General features: G+C 57.4%; 2 protein-coding genes. One reads left to right on the top strand and one right to left on the bottom strand.

Annotated elements, in window-relative coordinates; genetic code table 11:
* Nucleotides 1–523: Tn3 family transposase (locus BFE01S_RS36755; RefSeq protein WP_028229720.1), on the top strand; the 523-nt coding region annotated here is incomplete at its 5' end.
* 96 nt (nt 524–619) lie between these two features.
* On the opposite strand, the gene BFE01S_RS41685 is transcribed toward BFE01S_RS36755, so the two are convergent.
* A complete protein-coding gene (locus BFE01S_RS41685) occupies nt 620–1,090 on the bottom strand; it encodes an ArdC-like ssDNA-binding domain-containing protein (protein ID WP_052421090.1) in 471 nt (156 codons plus the stop codon).
* Nucleotides 1,091–1,217 lie beyond the last annotated feature (127 nt).

The following is a 1,217-nucleotide window of genomic DNA, read 5'->3' as shown; positions in this document are numbered from 1 at the left end:
TCTGGCGGCTTCGGTCATGAGTGGTCACGCCAGTGCGGTGGCAGCACTGGCGCGGTTTGGCTCTGCTGCCCAGGGTGACCCCATCTATGACGCTGGCGTGCAATTGGGACGTTTGCTGCGAACCGCGTTCCTTGCCGACTACTTTGTTAAGGACGCTTTCAGGAATGAATTGCGCCGGGTGCTCAACCGGGGGGAGGCGGTCAACGCCCTCAAGCGCGCCATTTACACCGGCCGGATCAGCCCGGCACAGGCCAAACGTGTGGACGAAATGCAGGCTGTGGCCGACGCGTTGAGTCTGCTGGCCAACATCGTCATGGCGTGGAACACGTCACAAATGCAGGCTGTTCTGGATCGCTGGTCGAACCGCCGCCAGGCCATTCCGCCGGAACTGATCGGAAAAATTGCTCCCACCAGGCTGGAAAGCATCAACCTGCGAGGCGTGTTCCGCTTTCCTGTTGACCGTTATGCCGACCAAATCCTGCCCTCGCGGCAGGGAGCACCGATAACTGGCACCAACGGATGAAACCGATCACGGTTTGACGCCACGAATCGCAGATTTGAAAGTGAACAGGAAAGTCAATGAAATCAACGATCTACCAACACCACCTCCGCGCCAGTGCTAGCTTTTCGTACCGTCACTTATTGCACTGAAAACGAGGGGACCCCATTCCGGGCGGGTGTCTTCCACTTCCGGCAGGTTCTCGATGTCGGCGACGTTGAACACCCAAAACGGCTTCATCATCGGGATGAACCCGCCTTCGCTGTCGCCTTCGTCAGCGCTGCCGGCGTCCGCGCCCTTCTTGGGCATCATCTTGAAGAAAACGCCCATGACGCCCTTGGAGCCCTTCTTGACGTTCGCGCCCAGCTCCTGCGCCTGCTTGAAGGTCAGCCACTCGTTACGCTCAAGGCCGCGATCAGCAGCAGCACACCACAGCAGCGGGACATTGACGCCAGAGTAAGGGCGCTTGGTCTTGTAGTTGACCGGCATCCCGAACTTGATAGCGTGATCCCACAGCGACTTGTCGCCGTTGGCTGCGCCTTCTTCGATCATGCGAATGATGGCGTTCGTGATGTCTGCGCGGAGATCCATTTTGCTAACCCTTTCAGTCTGGGAAACCGGCTTTTACTGCCCCGGTTTCATCGTTCATCATGGGTTCTATTATATGGGTTAAAGGGTTGACCGTCAACCCTTTTGAGCAGAAAAACAACCCTTTTTG

Source organism: Paraburkholderia ferrariae NBRC 106233, from assembly GCF_000685035.1.
GTDB lineage: Bacteria > Pseudomonadota > Gammaproteobacteria > Burkholderiales > Burkholderiaceae > Paraburkholderia > Paraburkholderia ferrariae.
The sequence above is the reverse complement of the archived record's forward strand: the minus strand, read 5'-3'. Positions and strand labels throughout refer to the sequence as shown.

Bases quoted from the DNA above. Each gene is read 5' to 3' on its own strand.
- BFE01S_RS41685 (WP_052421090.1), bottom strand. From the start codon at position 1,090: ATGGATCTCCGCGCAGACATCACGAACGCCATCATTCGCATGATCGAA.